This window comes from Curtobacterium ammoniigenes NBRC 101786 (assembly GCF_001571045.1).
In the GTDB taxonomy this organism is placed as follows: Bacteria; Actinomycetota; Actinomycetes; order Actinomycetales; family Microbacteriaceae; genus Curtobacterium; species Curtobacterium ammoniigenes.
Map to the genome: position 1 here is coordinate 335507 of NZ_BCSV01000002.1, position 21953 is coordinate 357459.

Here is a 21953-nt window from a genome sequence, read left to right on the forward strand (position 1 = left end):
CACCCATCCACCGAAGCTGTCCCGCAGCACGAGAACACGACCAGGAAGGACTACCCGAAATGATCCGCCGAATCGGCCTCGCCGCCGCGCTGACCACGCTCCTGCTCGGTGCAACCCTCGCCACCAGCGCCGCAGTCGGAGCGCCACTGTCGCGGCTTTTCCCCGGAGCCACCACGATCACCGCCCTCACCTGCGGGCCGGCATCCCCCACCCTCGTGCGCGGCATCCGCGTCCCAGCGCACCCCATCGCCGGTTTCTGCCACGAACAGCTCACCAACGCCGCAGAGATCATCGCTGCCGCCGAAACGCAAGGGATCGGACCCCACACACAGGCGGTGGGCGTTATGACCGCCATCGGGGAATCCAACCTGGTCAACCTTACCCACGGCGACGCTGCCGGCCCGGACAGCCGCGGACTGTTCCAACAACGCGCCAACGGAGCATGGGGATCACTCGCCGACCGCACCGACCCATACACAGCGGCCACGATGTTCTTCACCGCGCTGGTCGCCCAGCCGGGCTGGCAACACATGTCACCCACTACGGCCGCGCACACCGTGCAGCAGAACGCCGACCCCGGCTACTACCAGCAGTTCTGGCCCCAGGCCAAAACCATCGTCCAGCAACTCACTGGCCACTACGTCCCCGACATCGTCGCGTCCTCCTAGCCGCTCACGCATTGGGCACATCAGCTGACGTCCAGCACCCGGAACCGCGTCCCTGCCCCCCGGCCAGCGCGCACTGTCGCGACCCGCACCGCGGCGAACGCACCGCGTGTCCGCGACGAGCTCGGTCGGTGCACCGCGACGCTCATCCGCGCCAAGCCCGTGCGCGGCACCCGTTGGGACACCACTGCCGCCCCACGAAACGCCTCACACCACCGCGCCGGTAAGGTTAGGCTGCCCTACTCCCCCGGGGGCCAGCTACTCACACGGACACACGATTGGAGCTGCCATGGGAACGGACGCGGCAGCCCCGCTCATCCCGCAGGGCGCAGAGTCGGGGCTTCTCGCTGCCGCGGCCGGCGCCGCGTTGGGGTTTTTGCAGCAATCAATGAGCGACGGATTGCATCAGCTGCGGCTGCCGCAGCTGCGCGCCGTCACCGCGCTGGTCACGTTCGGACCCGCAACACCCACCGAACTCGCGGCCCGCATCGACCGATCGGTCGAGACCACCCAGAAGATCGTCACGCAGCTGGTGCGCACCGGCCACGCCGTCCGCACACCCCACCCAGAGGACCACCGCCGCAGCATCCTCTCCGCAACCCCCGCAAGCGCATCGCTCGTCGTCGAGATTGCGGAGACCCGCCGCCGAGCGCTCGTGCAGGTCACCGCGACGCTTGCTCCGGAAGATCGAACGGCACTGCAGCGACTGTTCACACTGCTGGCACAGCGTCCCGACAACGCCGCCGAGTTCTCCGATGCTGAACTGACCTGGTTCGGTCCTGCGCCACGCCCCTCATCCCCGAGCACCGCACGCACTGATGCTCGGCGCGAAAGTTAAGCCTCCCGATCCATGAAGGGGACCAGCCGATCCGTTGGCTCCTCCGTCGCACTGTGAAGCGCCCCAGGTTTGATGCCGCATCCTTTTGAGTTGGAAGGATGGCAGTCATGCCGAAGAAGATCGATCCCGCGCTCCGGGAGCGAGCCGTCGGGCTCGTGCGTGAGCACCGGTCGGAGTACCCGTCACTGACGGCCGCGTCAGCGGCCGTGGCCCGGCAGGTTGGGGTCGGTAACGAGACCGTGCGGCGGTGGGTGCTGCAAGCCGGTATCGACGACGGCACCCCGTGACGGGGTGACCTCGGTCGAGCATGCGAAGACATTGTCGCGCAGATAGCGATCGAACATGTCGGCGTGCACGCGCTGTCGCCGGACATCGCGCAACGTCTCGAAGAGCCGTTGCACTGGGTTCAGTCTGGCGTGCCCGCGGTTGAATTCGACGACGCCGTCCTCACACCGTGGCAGATCGTTCTCGTGGGGTGGGTTGGCGCCATCACCCTGCGTGGCGATCAGCCGGCGTCGCTGCCAGAGGCGACTGCGGATCTGCGCTTTAACGCGTTGTTGGTCAAGATGCTCGAGTACTCGAGCGTGGCAACGGCTTGGAGAGACCATGAGCGCGCTGCTTCGTGAAGACATCCTTGCGGCCATCGATGAAGACGACCATGACCGGAAACTGATCGTCACGCAGCTGCTGGATAGAAAGAAGCAAGTTGGACCCGGGAGCATCGATTTGCGCCTGGGAACCGAATTCATCCTGAATCCCATCGGAGACCTATGAACCGAGCGAAGGCAGGCGTCGGCACGTCCGCTGCCGCGACGATGATCGAGATCGGACCCATCCGCCAGCGCAGCCTTGATGCGAGCGGCCGAGTGATCATCGCGCATCCCGAAGCGATCACAGGGTCATGGAACGACGCCCCGGACGCCGCGGCGATCGGGCTCTGTGCCTTCTTCGCGTTGATTCTCGACGTCGCGCAGAAGCGCACCGACCCCACGTACGGTGAGACCTACCGATTCCTCCGAACCGATCGGATCGACGGAGGAGCACCCGGTCTTCCGCAGCGTTCCGGCTGGGGACTCATTGCGCCGATACCGTTCGACTGGGCGTGGATTGACGAGCACGCCGCGTTCACACCGGACGCCGCTGCGCTGGCGCTCCGCATGCCTCATGGGTCCGCGTCGCCGTCCGCGATCGGTCCGGGTGTCTCGTGGCGCAGCCAGGCGCCGACCCACCCGGAACCGTTCGACGCGATCGTCACGCATCAGGACGCGGCAGATCCCGAGTGGGCAGCAGTCGGATTCCGCCCCGGCGAGCCGTGGGACGGGACGCTGCCGCCGCGTGTGGCCGCCGGTATGAGCGAGATCCGACGCATTGAAGAGCGGCAGCTACGCCGCGCGCACCGAAGCGGCACGTTCTCGGGGCCGTGGGCATGAAATCGGCCGGACTTCCCGGCGTCCGCACCTAGCCAAACAGGTCGTGCTCGTAGCTCGTGACTTCTTTCCCGTCGAATTGAACGATGTGACCGTTGTGGTTTTTCCCATCGAACAGGAAGCCAACGATGTTTTCGGCTGCATCTTCGGTGGACTTCACCATGCCGCCGTGATCGCCCACGCTCGTGCCATTGAGGTCAGTGGCGACTGCCCCCGGCATGACCCCAAAAATCTGCCGACGACTTCCTGATTTTTCAAATTCACGACCGAATGCGATCGTCATCACGTTTTGTGCCGCCTTCGAGGTCACGTAGGCCAGTGGCTGCCAGAATGTGGCCGTCACGGGCACGGTCACATTGAGGATTCGGGCGTCCTCGCTCAGGGCCGGCAGGAAACTCTTAATCACCTCGTGGGTGCCCAGAAAGTTCGTCTCGATGGTCTCGCGCAGGTCCGCCGTCGTGTACGCCAGGGGAGATTTTCCCATATCGAGCCGGCTGGTATCGGTCGCGATATTGCCCGCGATACCTGCGTTGTTGATCAACAGATCGAGATCGGTAACTGCTTCCGCGGCAGCGTGGATGGTATCGAAGTCCGCCAGATCCAGTTTGATGAAGCTGGCCGCATATCCCTGGCCCGTCAGACGACTCACGGCGTCCTGGCCTCGCTGTTCGTCACGGGCTCCGATGTACAGCTCATAGCCGCGCCGCCCGAGCGCTTGCGCGATTCCGTAGCCAATCCCCTTATTGGCGCCTGTAATGAATGCCTTCACTGGATGTGCCCCTTACTCGTATCGGCACCATCGAGCTCGAACTGCTCGATGGCGTCGTCCATGGACCCGTTGCATCTGCCAATCGACGACTCAGCGCGGCAGGCCCAGCGCTCGTCGCGTCTGTCCAACCAAGGGCGCCCCGACGAACTCTAGGCTCCGAGCGTTGGGGGCGACCATGGTTCGCCATCGAACGCTACTCGTGCGAGTACCGGCGACGACCAGTCGCCGATGACGGCGGCCGTCGAGCTATCGCACCCCGATCGCTCTCCCATCCGTCAATACACCGGAAGTGAAGGGTGCTCTTGCTTGATTGCTAGTCGCGAACGGGCGCGTTTTTCACCCGCTCGCGGTGCTGCCGGAGGAACCAAGACACCGGGCCGAGGAATGGTACGGCCAGCACGACAAGTGCCCAAGCGATCAACCGCCACCAAGGGAGGTTCGGAGCCGAGATAGCGAGCGAGGTCACGGCGACGAGCGATCAGCGGGCCGGGCCGCTTCCTCGTGCGCGTGCCCATGCCGCGGGGGACTCGCCGACCACCTCACGAAAGAACGACCCGAAGTTCGAGGGGTCCGCGAACCCGAGCTGTGCCGCGCACGCCGCTGCGGACACACCGTCGTGCGCGAGGAGCCGCTTCGCTTCGAGCGCTATTCGCTCGTTGATGTAGGTCTTCGCCGACCGGCCCGTGCTCCGCAGCGCGGCGCGCGTGACCGTTCTCGATGAGTAGCCGAGCAGCCTTGCATAGAAGCCGACGTCGTGATGCAGCGCGAAGTGCTGTTCGACCGATCGCCGGAACGCCGCCGCAAGCCCGTCAGTGGGTGGCCGCTCGGCAGCAACCGGGCCCCTCGTATCGGCGTCGCCGTCAGTTTGTACCCGTCGTGACGCGGCGAGCTGGAGCCGCCCGAGGAGCGCCGCCAGGAGCAGTGGCAGCTGGTCGGGCGGTCGATTCTCTGGCGGCTCTGCGAATTCCAGGGCCAGATGTGCCACGGCGGTGGCGACGACGGGGGAGCAGGTGTCGAGCCTCCACACTGGCTCGCGGTCGAGATCGTCTGTGAGCGCCTGCACTGCCGCCGGCATCGGCACCGACGGCTCAAACAGAACGAGCGTCCCCTCCACCGTTGCGATGTCGTTCCAGCGATGCACCGCGCCCGGCGGGATCCACACCGCCGTGTCGGCCACCAGGGCATGGGGCGCACCGAAGTCGATCGTGACGCGACCCGAGCCTCCCGTGACGATCGCAATGACGTGAAAGTCGGCTCGCTGGGTCTGACCGTCGTTGAGTGCTCGGAGCGTTTCGAACGGCATTACTTCGACATCGGAGAGACCGCCGGGGGACTCGTACGTCAAGTGGCGAACGGGAGGCACATGGCCATTTTTCACCATGCGCGGACCGGTTTGCCGCATGACAGTGCGTTCTCCAACGCCTGAAATAGGGAGCGATTGCAAGACACAACACGGAAGAAGAGAAGGACATGGCAACAGATCTGCCCGTTTATGACCACCAACCGGGTACAGGACCGACGGTGGTGTTCTTGCACTACTGGGGAGGTTCGGCGCGCACGTGGGCGCCGGTTCGGGAGCTCCTGCCCAGAGCCGCAACGCTGTCGATCGACTTCCGCGGGTGGGCGCGATCACACATGCTCGAAGGCCCGTACACGCTCGACCAGTACGCACGGGACGTGCTCGCGATCCTCGCGGCCGAGGAGGTGCACGACTTCGTCCTTGTCGGGCATTCGATGGGCGGCAAGGTCGCCCAACTCATCGCGGCGGCGAAGCCGGAGGGGCTTCGCGGAGTCGTGCTGGTCGGATCGGGGCCGGCGGTCCCTGCCGCGGAGATTACGCCCGAGTATCGCAACGGACTCGCGCATGCGTATGACTCGGACGAATCGGTTGCGTTCGCGCGCGACACGATCTTGACCGCGTCGCCGCTGCGTGCGGCGCTTCGCGAGCAGATCCTCGAGGACTCGCGATCAGCCGCCGAGGGGGCACGGACGGAATGGCCGCTCCGCGGCATTGCTGCGGATATCAGCGCCTCGACACGCGAGATCGACGTACCGGCACTTGTTATCGCCGGCGAGAACGACGGTGTCGAACCCGTCGACGTGTTGCGCACCAACCTCTTGCCGTATCTTGCGTCGGCAGAATTCGTCGTGATCCCGTCAACGGGACACCTGATCCCGCTGGAAGCGTCGGCGGAGCTCGCCGCACTGATCGGACGATTCGTCGCACAGGAGTCGCCAAATCGGTGAATCATGTCGGTGGTGCTGCCACTGCAGGGAAGAACCGCGCTGATCACCGGAGTCTCACGACGCCGGGGGATCGGGTTCGCCGTCGCGACGAAACTCGCGGGCCTTGGCGCGAACATCGCGATCCATCACTTCCAACCGCACGACGTTGACCTGCCGTGGGGTGCCGACGACCTGGACCTCGTCCGCGGTGAACTGCGTGCCGCGCTGACCGGCGGCGCGCAGTTCACCGATATCTCCGCCGATCTCGCCGATCCGTCCACGATTCCAGAGGTGCTGCGTGCCGCGCGCACGCTCACCGGGACCGTCGACATTCTCGTGTGCAATCAGGCCAAGAGCGGGGACGACGGCAGCATCCTCGACATGACCGCAGACAATCTGACGGCGTTCTGGGCAACGAATACCCGCGCCTCGATCCTCCTCACCGCGGAATTCGCCCAGCAGTTCGCGCCACAGCAAGCCTCGGAACGGAGGCCCGGCGAACGCCTCGCAGGAAACGGCCCGTATGCGGAGCCACGAGGCCACGTCTTCTGGATGACCTCCGGACAAGTGCACGGAGCGATGCGCGGCGAAGTCGCGTATGCGGCCAGCAAGGCGGCGCTCGCCGGTGTGACGAGAACGGTCGCCGCGGAGCTCCTCGAACTCGGTATCGTCCTGAACACCGTGAACCCCGGTCCCGTGAACACCGGGTACATGGATCCGGAAACGACCGACCGACCGCTCGAGGAACTCAACGAATACGTCGCGAGCACACCCTTCGGCCGCGTCGGTCGGCCGCAGGATCCTGCGGAACTCATCGGCTGGCTCGCAAGCCCCGCCGGCAGCTGGGTCGTCGGTCAAGTCCTGACGAGCGATGGGGGATTCTCGCTCTGAGCGCCCTCGACGCCCCGCCTCCCGTTCGTTAGCTGAAGAGTTGCCGAACATACGACGCGACGCGTGACGAACGTATGTGGTGAGCCGTCCTACCCGTGAACAGCAACCGCTGGGGTCGTCCCGGCGGACACGAGAAGGAGGAACCACGTCATGGCCGACACCACGACCACGCAGCTCGCCACCCCGAACTCCGCACGCTCCCACACTGCGAGCAGCGCGGGTTCTCCGTCGGGGGCCGGCAAGAACATCATCGACGACGGCGTTGTCGCGAAGGTTGCGGGTCTCGCCGCGCGCGAAGTCGCTGGAGTCCACGCGCTCGGGAGCGGTACCGCTCGCGCGCTCGGCTCGATCCGCGATGCGATTGGTCAGCGCGACTACGCGCAGGGCGTCAAAGTCGAGGTCGGCGAGACGCAGGTCGCAGCGGACATCGTGATCGTCGCGGAATACCCGGTTGCGCTGCAGCAGGTGGCCGAGGATGTTCGTCACGCGGTGGCGCGCGCGATCGAGCAGATCGCAGGCATGGAGGTCGCGGAGATCAACGTGACCGTGCAGGACGTGTATATCCCGGGTGACGACGACGAAAAGAAGGAGTCGCGCGTCGAGTAATCGCCCTCGACGCGTTCACAGCACCCCGCGCCTGGCGAGCCCGAACGGCAGGCGCGGGGCCTCCGGGTTCCTGCATCAGCGCAGCTGGCGTCGGATTTGGGAGCGGACACGGTGACCGGCCGTGGCGCTGAGATGTCCGCGCCGGAGGAGAATCACCGAGTCAGCGGACGGAATCAGTCGCGCCGTTTCGTCGATCAGGTCGGGCGGGTAGAAGCCGTCGCGGCTGCCCCCGACCAAGAGCGTCCGCGCCCGAATCCGGTCCAACTCGGTCCGGAGGTCGTATCCGTCCTCCGCTTCCATCAGATCGGCAGCGTCGCGTGCGCTCTCGGTCGTGACCGCGACGCCGACGAACCAGGCGGCGAGCCGCGTCAACGGCGCGTGCGCCGGCCAGCGAATGCCCGTGACCAGCATGCGGACTGCAGCCGCGGTGAAGCGACCGTTCCGCAGTGCGCGGACCGCGAGCTTCTGCGCCTCCTGTCCGGCGTCCGACATCCGCGCCGCTGAGGACACGACGACGAGTCGCCGGACAATATCCGGATGGCGAGCGGCGAGCAGCAGCGCGATACTCCCGCCGGTCGACTCGCCGACGACGTCGATCGCGCTGCCGAACTGCTGGCTGATTGCGACCGCCGCCTCGTCCGCGATGGTCTCGAGCGAAACCGGGCGCTCTCGTGTGAATCCGGATCGCAGGAGCAGATCCCGTCGGAGGAGCCATACCGGAACGCTCCACGAGAGGGGAACCAGGGCAGCCCGCTGGAGCAGCCTTCCGAGCCGCGTCCGACCTTCGCCGTTGAGTCGGATGCCCGGAATGAACAGCACGGGCGTTCCGCCCGGTCGATTCCAGGAGGCTCGCCACAGCATCTCCTGCATGGTCCGCTCCTGGAATTCATCGACACGTCGAGCCCAATCCGCGATCGGCGGCCGCTCGTCTGGCAGAAAGCGACGGTATCGCGCGGCCCTTTGATGCGCCCGTGCGATGACACGCGCAAGTGCGCCATCATCTGGCAAAAGCAACAGAATCCTCAGGTGCACGGAGGTCGCTTTGATCGTCGCCGCGCAGCGTCGATGGAAGGAGGACGCGTGCGGCGCCTCCCTATCGATCGAGGAGGACGCTCATGTGGGCAGGTACGGGCTTCACGATTCCCGGGATTCTGATGTTCTTCAGCGCCGTGGCGCTGGTGTTCGGGGGCCTCATCGCCAATCGGCGCCATTGAGGCCCGGGAGTCAGTCGCGGGGAGTTGACTCCTGCCATGACCGATTTCGTGCGCGAGCAGCCGGACAACGACCCTGATGAGATCGACGCACATGGCGTGGACCTCGTCGACGGTGACGCCCCATCGGTTCGGCTGTTGATCCGAGGGGATCTGCCTCGCACGTTGGAGCACGAGGGCCGGACCTGGGTCGCCACCGGGGAGACCCACGACGCAGGCGACAGTCCAGACATCGCCGTGTTCCGACCGGCCTGACCTATGGCTCGGCCGGACGTTGCTTGAGAGCGCTCCCAGTGAGACTGCCAGGGGACCGCATATTGGGACATCCTGAGCCGAACGGAGTCAGCGTCGTGAGGTGATGTCGAATGCCGCCTGAGTCCTCAGTTCGTCGGATCGCGGCGATCGGCGCCGGACGCCTCGTGGCAGCCGCCGCGCGTCTCCGCGGCGGCGGCACCGCGCTCCCCGGCGCGGTCATGCAACGAATCGATCCCGCCGTAGTCAAGGAGGCGCTCGGAAGCCTCCCGTTCGGCGTTGTCGTGGTGAGCGGCACGAACGGCAAGACAACGACCACGAAGATCGTCGTCGAGCTCCTCCGCCGTCGCGGGTTCCGGGTGTTCACCAACCCCAGCGGCAGCAATCTCACGCAGGGCATCGCCTCCGAGCTGCTCGGGGCGCTCGAATGGCGCGGAGGACTCCATGCCGATATCGCCGTGCTGGAACTCGACGAAGGGTACGCCGCCACGTTCGCGCGGGCGGTCCCTCCACGAGCGGCGCTGATCCTCAATGTGTTCCGCGATCAGCTCGACCGCTTCGGAGAACTCGATTCGGTCACCGGCAAGCTGCGCGAGCTCGTGGCGTCGACGAACGGTCCGGTCGTGCTCAATCGAGACGACGGACGTGTGGCCCGACTCGAAGACGTGGCGGCGGACGCCCGTTTCTTCGGGATCGACCCCACCCTCGACGCAACGTTCCCGTCGGACGACGAGATGTACGGCAAAGCCCGCACCCGCGCCGGCAGTGCGGAAACGCAACTCGATGTGACGCTCGTCGATCTGCCGCAGCCCGGCCGCGCGGTCATTGCGATCGGCGCGGTCCGACATGAGGTCGACCTGCAGCTTCCCGGGGCGCACAACGCGTTGAATGCGGTTGCCGCCCTTGCGCTCGTCCGCGCCGTTTCCGGAACGGCACACGGCACCGAGGGCGATCTCCGCGCGCTGAGCCGCATCGAGCCTGCCTCGGGGCGCGGTGAGCAGTTCCACGGTCCCCATGGATCGGTGGAGCTCCTCCTGGTCAAGAATCCCGCCGGATTCCGAATGCTGCTGCAGGAGGCCGCTCCATCGGACACAACGATGGTCGTCATCAACAATCACCCGGCTGACGGCAAGGATGCATCCTGGCTCTGGGACGTCGTCGTCGATGGGCTGAGCGGCGTTGCCGTGGCCTCCGGGACACGGGCGCATCAGCTCGCGCTCCGTCTGCAGTACGCGGGAATTCCTCCGCAGCGGGTCATTCCAGACCCGGACCGCGCGCTTCGCGAGTTCCTGGGGGCTCCGGCCACCGGTCGCAGACGCATCTACTGCAGTTACACCGCCATGCGGGCCGTGCGGCCCCAACTCGTCGCCTGGGAGCAGCGCTATGCACGACTCCGACCCTGAACCCCTTCGGATTCTCCATCTGTATCCGAGGGAACTCAATCTCTACGGCGATCACGGAAACGTGGTCACACTCGTGCGTCGACTCGCATGGCACGGCTTCCGGTCCGACGTTGTGGAGCATCACCCCGGCGGCGAGATTCCCACCGATGTCGACCTGATCATCGGCGGGGGCGGCCAAGACAGCGGACAGATCGCCGTCCATGACGACATGCGTGCAAATCGGGAACGGCTGCACGCGCTCGCTGCGGACGGAGTTCCCGTCCTCGCGGTCTGCGGGCTCTATCAATTGCTTGGCCATGCGTTCATCACCGTCGACGGTGTCACGCTCGACGGCATCGGCCTCCTCGACATCGACACTCGTGCCTCCGGGAGTCGCCTCACCGGAACGGTCGTGGCCGATTCACCATTCGGCACGCTCGTCGGATTCGAGAATCACAGCGGTCGCACATTCCTCGGTGGTCGCGCGCAGGCACTCGGAACGGTGACTCGGGGGAGTGGCAACAATGGCGGTGACGGCACGGAAGGCGCCCGGCAGGGCTCGGTGATCGGAACCTATCTGCATGGTCCGGTACTGCCGAACAATCCGATGCTCGCGGACCATCTGATCTCGGCGGCTGTGCAGCGCCGGTTCGGCCGGTTCGTTCCGCGCCTGATCGATGACAGTGCGGCACAGCGTGCCCGGGCAGAGCTCACCGGAGAGGCGGGTTCGACGACCGCATCGAATGCGGCCAAACAGCCGCACCCGGTGCTCAGTATTCGGCGGTGACGATCTGTGCGGCGCCGTCCAGATGGATGATGCCGCCGTACGGCACGATCCATTGCGGCCGCGTATGGCCGAACGGCGCTACCGCGCTACCGTTCCCTCATGCCGAAATCGGGGGGACGGCCACGGTTGTGGTCGGTGCGGGACTATCGCCTGCTCTGGACGTCGAATGGATTTGGCGATATCGGCGCATCGTTCGCCTCGCTCGCGATGAGCGTGACGGCTGTCCTGACGTTGCACGCCTCCGCGCTCGAGGTGGCGGTGATCGAAGCGCTCGGTAATGGTGCCTATCTCGTGCTCGGCGTGCCGGTCGGCGCGTGGGCCGACCACGTGCCTCCCAAGCGATTGCTTGTCGCTGCAGATGCGGCGCGCTTTCTCGCGGTCTTGTCGGTGCCGATCGCCTTCGCCATGCACGCGCTCACCATCGCCCAGCTCATCGGTGTAGCAGCGGTGACGAGCGCGGCAGGTGTCGTGTTCGACATCGCGCACACAACCGTGCTGCCGAGCATCGTGGGTCGCGACCGCGTCGCCGCCGCCTCGGCCCAACTCTCCACGGTCGACTCGACCGTCACCGTTGTCGCGCCCGGGCTTGCGGGTGCCGTGATCGCCCGAACCGCCGGACCGGTCGCATACGTTGTCACCGCAGCAGTGCACTTCGGGTCGTCGATCGCCGCCGCAGCGATGCGCACGGTTCCGGACCGCCGCGCAACGCTGCCCGCGTCGGCTTCCGCGGAGGCCCCGCGGTTCATGCGGTCCGTCACCGAGGGGCTCCGGTACGTGCTCGCGACCCCGCTCCAGCGGACGTACATGTTCGCCGCCGCGAGCGTCAACCTCGGCGCCGGAATGCTCGGGGCGATGCAGGCGCTCTTCGTCTTGCGCTCGCTGGGCATGTCCTCGGCGCAGTTCGGCATCGCGCTCTCCGTCGGCGGCATCGGCGGGATCGTCGGCGCCGCACTCGGCATGCGTATTCGAGGTGCGCTCGGAGAGATTCGCACCCAGGTGCTCTGCTATGCGCTCCTCCCGATCGCAGTCGCGCCGATGCCCCTCGCGCCGTTCCTCCCCATTCCTGTCACGGCGTCGATCGCGGCCGAGGAGTTCCTCGTCAGCTTCCTGATCGTAGTGGCGTCGATCAGCACCTCGGGTATCTATGCCCGCATCACTCCCGAGCGACTCTTCGGCCGAGTGACCGCGGCCCGGCGCACGATCGGCGTCGGCGTGATTCCGCTCGGCTCGCTGTTCGCCGGTGTGCTCGCTCCGCTCGTCGGATACGACGCGACGATCTGGATCGGCGCCGCCCTCATGTTCGGCAGTGTGCCGATCTTCTTCTCGTCGCCGGTCGGTCGGCAGCGCGACCTTCCGCCCGAGTGGGAGGCGCCCCCCAGCTTGTCAACGCCTCCCACCACGGGCGCCCCCTCCTCATCGGCCGCCCCCCTCACGGCGTCCGATGACGCTAGCCCTGCAAGCGCAGGATGAGTGCGACGGCGGTTGCGACGACAACGACCATGGCAATGCAGTACGCAATGGTCACCGGGTCGTCGCGCAGCGTGTCGTCGTCGCGCGAGCCTTGCACGGTGCGGTCGGCGTGCGTGCTCCGGCGCACGTCGTCTCGAGAACTCATGAGAACGGCGTGAGCAGTCCGGGCACAAGCCGGTTCGGGAACGCCTGCACCAGCTGGTATGTCTTGCCCTCGCCGAACGTCAGCACGATGGTGTGCTGCTGCCACAGGTACGGGGCGAAGGTCAGTCGGGGCCGGTTGGCGGTGAACTCGTACACAACCGTGCGGGTCCAGCTGCCGTTCGTCTGCTCGTACAGCCCGACTTCGTCCGGACTCGTCGCCGTCGCGCCCTGGCAGCTCGTGTCCACCAGGTATTCGGTTCCCCCGTCACCGCGAATGTCGCCTTTCGCTGAGTAAAAGGATCCGTACTGGCCCTGGCAGATCTGCAGACCGGGATGCGGGAGCCCGTTGATCGCTGCGGTCAGACCTGGGACCGTGTCGGTCGAGGTCAGCTGCACCGCAGCGCTCGGCTTCGGTGGCTGTCCGGGCGGGAAGACGGAGCTGCCGCTGCTCGTGCTGCTGCTCCCGCTCCCGCTGCCGCTGCTGCTCTCGCTGCCGCTCCCGCTGGGTGCGGTGGTCGCGCTGTCGGGCGCACTCGGCGATGCCGTCGAGGTGCTGCCGGCGGCTGCAGCGGTCGACGGCGCGCTCGCCGAAGCACCGGCCTTCGGCCCGATCGAACCGGCGCACCCCGTTAGCGCGGCTGTCGCGGCCGCCGCGATGGCGATCGGTGTGACCCATCGATGTCGCATTGGATTCCCCTCACGTTGGTCGAGCGCCGCTCTCGCAGGGCGCTTCGGACAGGGATCACGGTACGGAGGCCGTGTGTCGGAATCATGGCGAGCCTCCAGTCCGCGACCCGGGTGCCGGCTGCTCATCCCCATGGGCGAGCCGATCCCGGCTGTCACACAACTGACACGGAACGGACGTTTCCGTTCCGAGGTCGGGCGCGACGATGATGGAACACGAGGAAGGGGGCGATCTCGCCATGCGGAGATCCACTGTCCGGCGCAGACCCGCGCTCATCGTCGGCGCGATCGGGAGCGCGCTGCTGGTGTGCGCCGTCGCGATCGTCGCCATGCTGCGGCTGCCCGGCGCCGATGCCGCCCCCCAGGCCGCAGAGCCGTTCACCACTGCCTACTACGCGGGCTGCCGGAATGACGCGGTCGCGGCGCCGTTCAGCGTGCCGATCTGGTGTTCGTCGACTGATCAAGTCCTCGACGATCTGGTGTGGACGAAGTGGGGCGGCCGAGCATCGACCGCGACGGGCGTGTTTCTCGACAATCCGTGCGACTGCAATGGGGGCACGCTCAACCGATACCCGATCGTCGTCACGTTCACGCATCCGGTGTCGGTTGCCGGCGTCGACCGGTACGAACAGCTGCAGATCACGTTCTCCGCAGCGCGCCCGGCATGGGCGTACCAGCAGTCGATGACGTTCTTCTGGAGCCCGGAGGGGTTCGTGTCGGACCAGATGCCGTCGTGACCGATCTCATCGGCCGACGCCTGGTGCTCGCGGAAGATGACGAGGACATCCGCGAGACGACCGCGCTCCTGCTCACACGGCACGGGTTCACGGTCACGGCCGTGCAGGACGGTGTGGAGGCTCTCACCGCGATCGAACAGGAGCACCCCGACGCGGTCATCCTCGACATCGCGATGCCTCGGCTCGATGGGCTCGCGCTCGTTCGTCGGCTCGGCGATTCGGCGCCGCCGGTCATCTTCTTGACGGCACGAGACCTGCCGTCGGATGTGGTGCACGGACTGTCGCTCGGCGCGGACGACTACATTGCCAAGCCCTTCGATGCAGACGTGCTCGTCGCGCGCATCGAGGCGGTCATTCGCCGCGCGAACCGAGGAGCGGCTCCCGAGGAGCCCATCGACGGCGTGACGCTCGACCGCCACGGCAAAGCGGTGTACCGCGACGGGAACGCGGTCGCAGTCAGTGCAACCGAGTACCGCGTGCTCGAGGCGCTTCTCGACAACCGAGGCAATGTGCTCTCCCGTTCGCAGATCGTGGACCTCGCGTGGGATTCGTCCTGGCAGGACGATCGGGTCGTCGACACGAATGTGCAGCGATTGCGGAAGAAGCTCGGACCGGACGTCATCGAGACCGTGCGCGGCTTCGGCTATCGAATCCCGCGGGTGCCGCTGTGACGCGCTGGGTCTCCGAGCCGGCGACAGGGCGCCGCCCCACAGTCGGCGCCCGTGTTCCTTTGCGTCGATCGCTGCGCCTCCGAACCGCGGCAGCAATGGCGCTGCTCGCGGTGACGCTCGTGCTCGCCACCGGCGCGGTCTTCGCGCGCGCGAGTATCGTCGGCGCGCGCGACCAGCTCCGCGCACAGGCGACGGCGCAGCTTCGCGTCGCAATCGCTACGGAGGCATTCGGCGGCTCCCTGCCATCCGGCGCGACGACCGATCCCTCCGTCGTGCCGCGGCCGCTCCTCGACGCGATCGGGAGCAATCAGGTCGAGACGTACGACGACGGCGCCGACATGTGGGCGGCGAGGGCCCAGCACAGCGGCGTGATCGCCACACGACTGCCGGACACGCCCATCGTCGACCAATGGCGTCGCCTCGAAGCCACGTTCGCGATCGGCGGCCTTCTCGCCGCCGTGGTGGCCGCGAGCGTGTCATGGATCGTCGCCGGACGCCTGACCGCGCGGCTCCGCGCGACAAGCCGGACGGTCAACGACGTGATCACGGGTCGCGCGGAACCCGCGCTGAGCGGGAACGACGAAGTCGCCGTCCTCACGCGGGGCCTCGCCGAGACGGCGGCCGCGCTGGCGTCCCGGCTCGACCGGGAGCGCGCCGTCACCGCGGACGTCGCCCACGACCTCAAGACACCGCTGACTGCGCTCGTCAGCGCCGCCACTCTCCTCCCGCCGTCTGCAGAGGCAGCGCGCGTGCAGCGACTCGTCGCACGGCTGCGCGCGCTCGTCGAGGACCTGCTGCGGCTCGCGCGCACGCAGCATGAGGACGTGGGCCCGGGGGTCGAGCGGCCACTCGCGGACGCGATCGCAGCCGCCGTTCGGTCCGCGGAGTGCGCCGACGCAGTGGTCTGGAGCGATGGTGGAACCCGCGACTCGCCTCCGGACCGTACGTTCGTCACGGATGCGCCACAGGGGCACATCGACCGGATCGTCGCGAACCTCGTGCAGAACGCGTGTCGGCACGGGCGCGGGGACGTGCGCGTCACCGTCGCGGGCAGCGCGGTGATGGTCGCTGACGCGGGCGATGGGTTCCCGGAATCGTTGCTGGCCGGCGGCCCACGACGATTCGGCGCGCTCGGAGCGCAGGCGGGATCGGGACTGGGCCTGGCGATCGTCGCGCACCACGTCGACGCGATCGGCGCGGTGCTGGAGTTGGAGAACACGCAGCACGGAGCGCTCGCAACCGTGCGGTTCCCGCACGGCCAGCGCGGCCGATCTCTGCGCTGAGCGATACGCATGCGCGTGTGCCAGGATCGCACGCATGAGCCCGGACGAGCAGCGCGAGCTCGACGCGCTTCGTGCACGCGCGTTCGGGCCGCGCGCCGACATCGCACAGGATCCGGCTGCCCTCGAGCGACTCGCTGAGCTCGAGCGCGCCGCGGTCGCCGTGCGCGTCCGCCAGTCTGATCCGCTCCTCATCCCGGCGCGCTCGGGCTCCGGGGATCGCGCGCCAGCGGCCGTGCTGAGTCCCCCCTCCGCGTCGGAGAACGCTGACGAGCTTCCCCGGGCCGGCTCGGCGACCACGGGGGAGGCCACTGAGCATCGACCGGTGACCGGTGCGGTCGCCCCTCTACGATCGCGGCGCGCAGTGCGGTTCGCGCTCATGGGGTTCATTGCCGCGCTCGTGCTTGTTGTCGGCGGTGTCGCGATCGGCCGCACAACGGCGGCGCAGCAGGGAGCCGACGGCTCGACGGTGATCGCCCGGCTGCCCGTCGACCCGACCTACAAGCCGCCTGCCGCACTGCAGGGCTCGGCGGTTGCAATTGTGACCGGGTTTCGCGACTTTCACGGGCTGCGTCCGATCCTCGGCCGAGGCGCCTGGTTCGGCACAAACAGTTCCGAATACTGCCTCTTCGTCTACCCGCAGGCCTTCGTCGTCGACTCGTCCGCGCCCAGCTACACGGGCCCGCAATGGACTGGATGCGGGGCCGGAGCGTTTCCGCCCGAGACCCAGCTCGATGTCACCGGAGATCTTCCTGCCTCGGTTCGTGCCCCGTTCTCCGGTCCGACCGCCTTACGATTCGTCTACGACGCAACGAAACGAGAGGTGATTGTCTATGTCGCGAATTAACGTCTTCCACGTGCCCACCCGCTGAGGCGACGCATCCATGCTCGGGAGTACCCCACCCGTCAGTTCGGCAGGAGTTCGGCGAGCAGCGCTTCGACGCGGAGCTTGATCTCGTCGCGGATGGGCCGCACCTCCTCGATACCCTTGCCGGCCGGGTCGGTCAGCGCCCAGTCTTCGTACCGCTTCCCGGGGAAGATCGGGCAGGCATCCCCGCACCCCATCGTGATGACCGCGTCGGAGGCGCGCACGTCCTCCGTTGCGAGGAGCCGCGGCGTGTTCTCGGTGATATCGATCCCGAGCTCCGCCATCGCGGCGACAGCGACCGGATTGATCTGATCACCCGGTTCGCTGCCTCCGGACAGCACGCGGACGCGGTCGCCGCCGAGCTCTTTCGCGAAACCGGCGGCCATCTGCGAGCGGCCGGCGTTGTGGACGCACACGAACAGGATCGTCGCGGGTTCGGGCATGCGTGCCTCCTCGTACGGGAACTCCGTCGATGCGGGTCGGTCGGCTTCGACTCCAGTATGGTGTGCGCGAACGATCACATCAGGAGCGGCCATGATTCTTCGGACGGCGTGGGCACTGCTGCCGTTCGCGGTGTGGCTGGACGTCTGGCTCCATCAGGCGGTGACCGCCCCGGCCGTGACACTGCTTGCGATCACGCTCTGCGCAGCGGCCGCGCTCTGCATCCTCGCTCGGCGGCCGGTCCCCGTCTCGTCGGGCATGCGCTTGCCGATCATCGTCCGACTCCGCGAGCGCATTGGAGTCGACTCCAGTCAGCCGACACCGCCAGATCGGCAGCGCCCGCAACGCCCGCGCGCGCCGACGACGGCTGCCCACTGCCGCCGTTTCGCTGGCGCACGCTCCTGACACACCTGGTCCGGTCTTCCTGATCGGTGTTGCGGCGACGTGACGGCCGATGCGGCGATACGCGCATCGTTCCGACTCGCCGCGAAGGACTTATCTAGTGTTTGTCTGCTCTTGGAGGCGCGGGCGTGCCTCCGCCGTTCCCCATCAGCGCCCAGGATGGCGCCGCTTACGGCTGACTCGAGCGCTGGTCGCGCGACGAGTGCGGAGGCTGCACCGGGCCTCCGCACTCGTCACCGGCTGGGTGTGGGTTGCGGCGATCTCGATGGTCGGCGTCGAGATGTTCGACGTCATCTTCGGGACTTTTCTGCTCGCTCCCGAATTGCTCCCCGTCGTGCTCCTGGCGCTCGCCGCAGCGTGGTACTTCCGTGGAGCACTGACGGCCGGTGTTCGCGTGGTGCGCGAGCGTCTGCACTCAGGCTGCGCTTGCGTTGTCGCGTGCGCCCGGAGCGCGAAACGCCGAGAGCGCCACGGTGACCATATAGCCCGCCGCGATCCAGCCGATCGCGAGAGGGCTGCCGCCATACGCCCGGAAGTGGACCATCAGGACCGCCGTGAAGGGCAGCGTCGCCATGATGATCACGGCACCTAGCGCACGCCGGTGCGCGAGGAAGCATCCGAGGGCGACGATCATGGCAAGGAGCACGCCAACCGTCGACGCGCCGTCTCCGACGACGACGAAGAAGAAATCGCCAGCGCCGGTGCGCCCGGACGCGAATGACGACGCGCCTGTCCCCGATACAAAGGCCGCCACGAGGAATGCGACGAACCACGCCGCCGTCGTGATGAACAGGCGATTAGGTGCCGGACGCCTCCCGACGAGACCGATGGCGCTCAAGACGGCGACAAACAGTGACGGCTCGCCGCGCAGCCAGATCCAGTGACCCAGGCCGAAATGACCCATGGCGGCGGTGATGAGACCGACGACGACCGCGGCGGCAAGAGCCAAGCGATACAACTGCTCCGCCGAAACGAGCGCAGCGACGAAGGCGGCGAGAACCATCGCGGCAGCGACAACGAACGGACTCAAGAACGGCCCAAAAGTGAGATGCTCCGACCTCGATGGGTCGGGGAACGCTGTGGTGAGCCAGACCTGCCGGGAGGCGCGGGCCCAGGGAGCCCATTCGTCGACCACGCCAGTGAAGAGGCTGAATGCGGCGAGCAGAGCAACCAGGGCGGTCGATGCCCCGTCCCGCACAGCCGCAGGAATCACCGCGTCAAGCCGAGCAACCAGGCCGCCGCGCACGAGCGAACGCTTATCCACCCCCGTCAGCCGGTCCCGCCCTTCTGCGTCGGCGAGGTCGAGGAAGGTGCCGAGCATCGCCGCGCCGTTTGCCGCCCTCCATGCTTGTGGATACCAGCGGGACCAGGCGCGGTACTCAACCGCGATGCGATGCGTGCTCACGCGGCACCCCCTTGCAGCGATCCCCGCCGAATCGAGAGGCCGCGGCGCGCAGCGTTCGCCTGTTTCTCGAGCTGGTCGGCCTCATGTTCAAGTGCGTCAGCGCCCGCCTCGGTGAGCGCGAAGTAGCGACGGAGGCGACCGTCGACCGACTCGTCGCCATCCCGGACGACAAGCCCTTCCACCGTGAGGCGATCGAGAGCGGCGTAGAGCGAGCTCACCTTGAGGCGTACTCGTCCTTCAGAGATGCGTTCGGCTTCTTGAATGATTGCGTACCCGTGCCGGCGTCCGGCAGCGAGGACAGTCAGAATTGACAGCCCTGGGTCACGGATTCCCCTTGATTCCATGACCGTCACAATACTCCACTCCGTGGAGTATTCCAAGTGGTGCGTCGATGTGCGCCGTCACGTCAAGCGGCGGCGCAGAGATCGCCCGGAGGTCAGCCAGATCAGCGGGCCGACGAATGGCACGAGCACGATCACGATGACCCACAGCGGTGAGATGTCCGGCGGTGCGAACGCGCCGGCCTGAGTGATCGACACGAGCGCCCAGGCGAGAACGCCGATCGCTGCGACGAGCAGTATCGCCGCTGCGACCAGGACGGCCGTCCACGTTGCGTCGTAGACCGGCGGAATTGTCGGATTCTGCATGAACGCTCCCCCTTGCGTTGCGACTCGACCACGCTAATGCATGGCCACGCGGAGTAGGGCAGTATGGCGCGAGTGACGGAGCCACGTGAATCCGGCGTGGCACTCGCGCAGCAGTTCTTCGTGCGAGTTGTTCGACCGCTTTTGGCGGAAAGGGCGCCGGACATTCCGGTGATTGCCGCGCGGCTTGGAACAGGGTCCGACGTTCTCGGGTTCGACGACGATATGTCCCGAGATCACGACTGGGGCTTGCGACTCAATGTGTTCGTCCCGCCAGGCGATGTTGGCGTTGTCCGTCGAATCCTCGACGAACAATTGCCGGCAGAGTTCCTCGGACACCCCACGCGGTTCGCGTTTTCGGGCGACTCGGAGGAGCGCCACCACGTTGATGTCGAAACGCTCGAACGATTCACAGCGGAGCGCCTCGGCTTCGATCCGCGATCCCGCGCGACAGTGGCCGACTGGCTTTCGGTGACCGGGCAGTCCATCCTCGAACTCACCGCCGGCCGCGTATTCGCCGATCCCTTCGGAGAGCTGACTGCGCTCCGGCAGGCGCTGGACTGGTATCCGGACGATCTTTGGCGGTACCTCATCGCCTGCGACTTCGGGCGCATCGATCAGGAGCTCCCACTTCTCGGCCGTGCCGCAGACCGCGGGGATGCGCTCGGGGCGGATTTGATCGGCGCGCGAATTGCGCACGCAATGATGCACCTGTCGTTCCTCGCGAACAGGACCTGGTGGCCGTACGCGAAGTGGTTTGGCACAGCGTGGGCTCAGCTCCCTGACGCAGATGACCTGCTCCGACCCTTGCGCGGGGTTATCGCTGGTGACACCGCCGTGGCGCGAAACACTGCGGCGGAGGAAGCCCTGACGCTCATTCTTTGGCGCCTCCGAGCGCGGGGGCTTTCGACGGTGGACGAGCCGGCCCTCCCATTCTGGGACCGGCCATATATTCGGCCGAATCCCGAGATCGTGGATCAGCTCAGGGCCGGAATCCGTGAGCCGAGCGTCCGGGACCTGCCGCTCGGCGTCGGCTCTGTCGAGCAGCGCACCGACAACGTCGACATCCTTGTCTCCGTCGCGCGCCGTCGTGATCTCGTCGGTGCGGAACGACTCGGATGAGGGGGAGGGCGCTCGGTTCCGCGCCGGATTCGGTGCAGCGCCCGGTCGGAACCGTGCGACACGCTCAACGGTGGTTCGCCAGCCCGCAAGAAGCTGATCTGCGGCGCGTGTTGTCCTGAGCTTTCTGACGCGCCGCGACAAGTGAGCGGCGTGTCCCGGTCGGCGCGCAAACCGCGGAGGACACCGCCGCCGCTCCGAGCATCGAAGTGCACACTCGACCCATGAGCGAACTCAACAAGGGCGACCGGGTGTCGTGGTCGACCTCCCAGGGGCGGACGCACGGGACGATCGTCGAACGACGGGTGAAGGACTTCGAGTTCGACGGCCAGCAGTTCCGCGCTTCCAGCGAGGAGCCGGCGTTCATCGTGGAGTCGGAGAAGACCGGCGCCAAGGCAGCGCACAAGGGCTCGGCCTTGCGCAAGCTGCAGAGCTAGAGCGCCTCAGCCGCGCGCGCAAGCTGCAGCCAGAGCCAGAGCCAGAGCCAGAGCCAGAGCCAGAGCCAGAGCCAGAGCCAGCGCCAGCGCCAGAGCCAGAGCCAGCGCCAGAGCCAGCGCCAGAGCCAGAGCCAGAGCGCCTCAGCCGCACGCAGGCTGCAGCCAGAGCTAGACCTAAAGCGCCTCAAGCATGGCGCTGAACTCGTCGGCCATCTCGAGTTGCCGAGCGAGACGTATTCGACGTTCCCGCGCCTCCTGGACGAGCGTCGCCAGAGCTGTGCGGGCCTCGGTGTCCTCGGGACTGCCGCGCAACATGTCGACGACGGCGAGCAGGTGCTTCATCTCGTCGATGCTGTATCCGAGCGGCTTCATGCGTCGTACCAACAGCAGGCGGTCGATGTCGCCCTCGGTGTAGAGGCGAAAACCGCCGCCCGTGCGACCGCTGGGGGTGACGAGGCCGACCTCCTCGTAATGCCGCAGCGTGCGGTGCGACAGGCCGGTTCGTTCGGCCGCCGCACCGATGTGCATCATCGGCTCCGCGTCATCCATCTCGCTCCAATTCGTTCAACTCTCCCGTTACGGTAGAGTAGGGACCTC

General features: G+C 67.1%; 30 protein-coding genes and 1 pseudogene. 20 read left to right on the top strand and 11 right to left on the bottom strand.

What is annotated here, in order from left to right; all coding sequences use genetic code 11:
* The first annotated feature begins 59 nt into the window (after positions 1-59).
* From CAM01S_RS05305 to CAM01S_RS05325, 6 genes and pseudogenes are all read left to right on the top strand, one after another.
* Complete coding sequence (locus CAM01S_RS05305) at positions 60-668, top strand: hypothetical protein (RefSeq protein WP_066517375.1); 609 nt, start codon at positions 60-62, stop codon at positions 666-668.
* Between the two features lie 286 nt (positions 669-954).
* Positions 955-1503 (top strand): MarR family winged helix-turn-helix transcriptional regulator, encoded by a 549-nt coding sequence (locus CAM01S_RS05310; protein WP_066517377.1) that lies wholly within the window; start codon positions 955-957, stop codon positions 1501-1503.
* A 107-nt stretch (positions 1504-1610) separates the two neighbouring features.
* Positions 1611-1818 (top strand): annotated as a pseudogene (locus CAM01S_RS05315) (IS3-like element ISPfr13 family transposase); the annotation flags it as partial.
* A gap of 35 nt (positions 1819-1853) precedes the next feature.
* Positions 1854-2129 (top strand): hypothetical protein, encoded by a 276-nt coding sequence (locus CAM01S_RS05320; protein ID WP_066517379.1) that lies wholly within the window; start codon positions 1854-1856, stop codon positions 2127-2129.
* On the top strand, positions 2110-2277 hold the full coding sequence (locus CAM01S_RS14600; protein ID WP_157071437.1) for a hypothetical protein: 168 nt from the start codon (positions 2110-2112) through the stop codon (positions 2275-2277). The genes CAM01S_RS05320 and CAM01S_RS14600 overlap by 20 nt, the downstream gene beginning before the upstream one ends.
* Positions 2274-2933, top strand: a complete 660-nt coding sequence (locus tag CAM01S_RS05325) for a hypothetical protein (protein ID WP_066517380.1) — start codon at positions 2274-2276, stop codon at positions 2931-2933. Before CAM01S_RS14600 ends, CAM01S_RS05325 begins: the two co-directional genes overlap by 4 nt.
* Positions 2934-2961: 28 nt before the next feature.
* Here CAM01S_RS05325 and CAM01S_RS05330 read toward each other — a convergent pair whose 3' ends face one another.
* Together CAM01S_RS05330 and CAM01S_RS05335 are read right to left on the bottom strand one after the other, a co-directional pair.
* Positions 2962-3699, bottom strand: a complete 738-nt coding sequence (locus CAM01S_RS05330; RefSeq protein WP_066517382.1) for an SDR family NAD(P)-dependent oxidoreductase — start codon at positions 3697-3699, stop codon at positions 2962-2964.
* A gap of 478 nt (positions 3700-4177) precedes the next feature.
* On the bottom strand, positions 4178-5062 hold the full coding sequence (locus tag CAM01S_RS05335) for an AraC family transcriptional regulator (protein ID WP_157071439.1): 885 nt from the start codon (positions 5060-5062) through the stop codon (positions 4178-4180).
* A 107-nt stretch (positions 5063-5169) separates the two neighbouring features.
* Here CAM01S_RS05335 and CAM01S_RS05340 point away from each other — a divergent pair, with 107 nt between their 5' ends.
* The 3 genes from CAM01S_RS05340 to CAM01S_RS05350 all read left to right on the top strand — a co-directional run bounded on the left by CAM01S_RS05340 (position 5170) and on the right by CAM01S_RS05350 (position 7422).
* Positions 5170-5946 carry an alpha/beta fold hydrolase gene (locus CAM01S_RS05340; protein ID WP_066517388.1) on the top strand — a complete coding sequence of 259 codons (777 nt, stop codon included), beginning with the start codon at positions 5170-5172 and terminating at the stop codon, positions 5944-5946.
* A 3-nt stretch (positions 5947-5949) separates the two neighbouring features.
* Positions 5950-6816, top strand: a complete 867-nt coding sequence (locus tag CAM01S_RS05345; protein WP_174520411.1) for an SDR family oxidoreductase — start codon at positions 5950-5952, stop codon at positions 6814-6816.
* 150 nt (positions 6817-6966) lie between these two features.
* Entirely contained in the window at positions 6967-7422 is a 456-nt protein-coding gene (locus CAM01S_RS05350; protein ID WP_066517390.1) for an Asp23/Gls24 family envelope stress response protein, read from the top strand.
* Positions 7423-7497: 75 nt separating this feature from the next.
* On the opposite strand, the gene CAM01S_RS05355 is transcribed toward CAM01S_RS05350, so the two are convergent.
* Positions 7498-8292: an alpha/beta fold hydrolase gene (locus CAM01S_RS05355; protein WP_066517391.1), complete on the bottom strand. Its 795-nt coding sequence runs from the start codon at positions 8290-8292 to the stop codon at positions 7498-7500.
* Positions 8293-8672: 380 nt separating this feature from the next.
* On the opposite strand from CAM01S_RS05355, the gene CAM01S_RS05360 reads away from it, so the two are divergent.
* The 4 genes from CAM01S_RS05360 to CAM01S_RS05375 all read left to right on the top strand — a co-directional run bounded on the left by CAM01S_RS05360 (position 8673) and on the right by CAM01S_RS05375 (position 12524).
* Entirely contained in the window at positions 8673-8888 is a 216-nt protein-coding gene (locus CAM01S_RS05360) for a hypothetical protein (RefSeq protein ID WP_066517393.1), read from the top strand.
* Between the two features lie 110 nt (positions 8889-8998).
* Positions 8999-10288 carry a Mur ligase family protein gene (locus CAM01S_RS05365; RefSeq protein WP_066517396.1) on the top strand — a complete coding sequence of 430 codons (1290 nt, stop codon included), beginning with the start codon at positions 8999-9001 and terminating at the stop codon, positions 10286-10288.
* Positions 10269-11054: a type 1 glutamine amidotransferase gene (locus CAM01S_RS05370; protein WP_083527781.1), complete on the top strand. Its 786-nt coding sequence runs from the start codon at positions 10269-10271 to the stop codon at positions 11052-11054. Before CAM01S_RS05365 ends, CAM01S_RS05370 begins: the two co-directional genes overlap by 20 nt.
* A gap of 99 nt (positions 11055-11153) precedes the next feature.
* Positions 11154-12524: an MFS transporter gene (locus tag CAM01S_RS05375; RefSeq protein WP_083527782.1), complete on the top strand. Its 1371-nt coding sequence runs from the start codon at positions 11154-11156 to the stop codon at positions 12522-12524.
* Here the strand turns inward: CAM01S_RS05375 and CAM01S_RS14610 are convergent.
* The gene (locus CAM01S_RS14610) at positions 12502-12669 is read right to left on the bottom strand and encodes a hypothetical protein (protein WP_157071440.1); all 168 of its coding nucleotides are present in this window, start codon (positions 12667-12669) and stop codon (positions 12502-12504) included. The two genes, CAM01S_RS05375 and CAM01S_RS14610, sit on opposite strands and share 23 nt — an antisense overlap.
* Complete coding sequence (locus tag CAM01S_RS05380; RefSeq protein ID WP_066517400.1) at positions 12666-13355, bottom strand: hypothetical protein; 690 nt, start codon at positions 13353-13355, stop codon at positions 12666-12668. Before CAM01S_RS05380 ends, CAM01S_RS14610 begins: the two co-directional genes overlap by 4 nt.
* Before the next feature lie 236 nt (positions 13356-13591).
* Here CAM01S_RS05380 and CAM01S_RS14615 point away from each other — a divergent pair, with 236 nt between their 5' ends.
* The 4 genes from CAM01S_RS14615 (at position 13592) to CAM01S_RS05400 (ending at position 16887) form a co-directional block, all read left to right on the top strand.
* Entirely contained in the window at positions 13592-14089 is a 498-nt protein-coding gene (locus tag CAM01S_RS14615) for a hypothetical protein (protein ID WP_157071441.1), read from the top strand.
* The gene (locus CAM01S_RS05390; protein WP_066517403.1) at positions 14086-14760 is read left to right on the top strand and encodes a response regulator transcription factor; all 675 of its coding nucleotides are present in this window, start codon (positions 14086-14088) and stop codon (positions 14758-14760) included. The genes CAM01S_RS14615 and CAM01S_RS05390 overlap by 4 nt, the downstream gene beginning before the upstream one ends.
* 95 nt (positions 14761-14855) lie before the next feature.
* Positions 14856-16043 (top strand): sensor histidine kinase, encoded by a 1188-nt coding sequence (locus CAM01S_RS05395; protein ID WP_066517406.1) that lies wholly within the window; start codon positions 14856-14858, stop codon positions 16041-16043.
* Positions 16044-16077: 34 nt separating this feature from the next.
* The gene (locus tag CAM01S_RS05400) at positions 16078-16887 is read left to right on the top strand and encodes a hypothetical protein (protein WP_066517408.1); all 810 of its coding nucleotides are present in this window, start codon (positions 16078-16080) and stop codon (positions 16885-16887) included.
* Between the two features lie 59 nt (positions 16888-16946).
* Here the strand turns inward: CAM01S_RS05400 and CAM01S_RS05405 are convergent, their stop codons facing one another.
* Positions 16947-17351, bottom strand: a complete 405-nt coding sequence (locus CAM01S_RS05405) for an arsenate reductase ArsC (protein ID WP_066518629.1) — start codon at positions 17349-17351, stop codon at positions 16947-16949.
* A gap of 91 nt (positions 17352-17442) precedes the next feature.
* Here CAM01S_RS05405 and CAM01S_RS05410 point away from each other — a divergent pair, with 91 nt between their 5' ends.
* The gene (locus CAM01S_RS05410) at positions 17443-17754 is read left to right on the top strand and encodes a hypothetical protein (RefSeq protein WP_066517410.1); all 312 of its coding nucleotides are present in this window, start codon (positions 17443-17445) and stop codon (positions 17752-17754) included.
* A 412-nt stretch (positions 17755-18166) separates the two neighbouring features.
* Here CAM01S_RS05410 and CAM01S_RS05420 read toward each other — a convergent pair whose 3' ends face one another.
* The 3 genes from CAM01S_RS05420 to CAM01S_RS05430 are packed head-to-tail and all read right to left on the bottom strand — an operon-like array spanning position 18167 to position 19803.
* Positions 18167-19156 carry a hypothetical protein gene (locus CAM01S_RS05420; RefSeq protein ID WP_066517418.1) on the bottom strand — a complete coding sequence of 330 codons (990 nt, stop codon included), beginning with the start codon at positions 19154-19156 and terminating at the stop codon, positions 18167-18169.
* Positions 19153-19500, bottom strand: coding sequence for a PadR family transcriptional regulator (locus tag CAM01S_RS05425; protein ID WP_066517421.1), 348 nt, complete (start codon positions 19498-19500; stop codon positions 19153-19155). Before CAM01S_RS05425 ends, CAM01S_RS05420 begins: the two co-directional genes overlap by 4 nt.
* 57 nt (positions 19501-19557) lie before the next feature.
* The gene (locus CAM01S_RS05430; protein WP_066517425.1) at positions 19558-19803 is read right to left on the bottom strand and encodes a PLDc N-terminal domain-containing protein; all 246 of its coding nucleotides are present in this window, start codon (positions 19801-19803) and stop codon (positions 19558-19560) included.
* 72 nt (positions 19804-19875) lie between these two features.
* On the opposite strand from CAM01S_RS05430, the gene CAM01S_RS05435 reads away from it, so the two are divergent.
* Positions 19876-20922 carry a DUF4037 domain-containing protein gene (locus CAM01S_RS05435; RefSeq protein ID WP_245631547.1) on the top strand — a complete coding sequence of 349 codons (1047 nt, stop codon included), beginning with the start codon at positions 19876-19878 and terminating at the stop codon, positions 20920-20922.
* Between the two features lie 221 nt (positions 20923-21143).
* The gene (locus CAM01S_RS05440; protein ID WP_066517429.1) at positions 21144-21356 is read left to right on the top strand and encodes a hypervirulence associated TUDOR domain-containing protein; all 213 of its coding nucleotides are present in this window, start codon (positions 21144-21146) and stop codon (positions 21354-21356) included.
* Here CAM01S_RS05440 and CAM01S_RS05445 read toward each other — a convergent pair.
* Positions 21353-21544, bottom strand: a complete 192-nt coding sequence (locus tag CAM01S_RS05445; RefSeq protein WP_066517431.1) for a hypothetical protein — start codon at positions 21542-21544, stop codon at positions 21353-21355. The genes CAM01S_RS05440 and CAM01S_RS05445 overlap by 4 nt on opposite strands.
* The gene (locus CAM01S_RS05450) at positions 21531-21905 is read right to left on the bottom strand and encodes a MerR family transcriptional regulator (RefSeq protein ID WP_066517432.1); all 375 of its coding nucleotides are present in this window, start codon (positions 21903-21905) and stop codon (positions 21531-21533) included. Before CAM01S_RS05450 ends, CAM01S_RS05445 begins: the two co-directional genes overlap by 14 nt.
* Positions 21906-21953 lie beyond the last annotated feature (48 nt).